The following is a 519-nucleotide window of genomic DNA, read 5'->3' on the forward strand; positions in this document are numbered from 1 at the left end:
ACCAGGTGCCCCACATCGGCCGGCCCCAGAGGCTGCCCGTGATCAGGCAGAGCGCCGTGACGGCCGCGCCGATGGGCGAGAGCTCGCGCGCCGTGAGGTCGGCCAGCGGGTGGCGCCAGATCAGGGACATCACCGACAGCGCGGCCAGGCCGGCATAGCCGCCCATGGCCAGCCAGGCCATCGGGACATGGACGAACATGATCCGCACCGTCTCGCCCTGCTGCCAGTCGGGCGGGGCGTAGAACAGGCCCCAGGCGGCGCCCCAACCCAGCACCAGCACCGAAGCGACGGCGAGCACGGGCAGCCAGCTCTCCGTCAGCCGCAGGAAGCGGCCGGGATTGGCGAAACGATGCAGCGACCCGCCCGGACGAGGCAGGTTGGCCGAAGGGGAGGTGGCGTCCACGGGCCGCAACATAAGCCTTCGCCGCCGGCTCTCAAAGCTGCCGCTACGTCGCTGGCGGCATGCGATAAACTGGGRTTAGGCTAAGCCGACACCCAGGACCCCGCCATGGCCCGAGC

At 71.0% G+C, this 519-nt stretch carries 1 protein-coding gene; it reads right to left on the reverse strand.

Features of this window, described 5'->3' with window-relative positions:
* A partial coding sequence (gene ccsA / locus AC1DWF_RS38600) for a cytochrome c biogenesis protein CcsA (RefSeq protein ID WP_476843674.1) occupies positions 1-403 on the reverse strand: 403 nt, incomplete at its 3' end.
* Positions 404-519: the final 116 nt, after the last annotated feature.

Source organism: Aminobacter sp. P4_D5 (assembly GCF_056401815.1).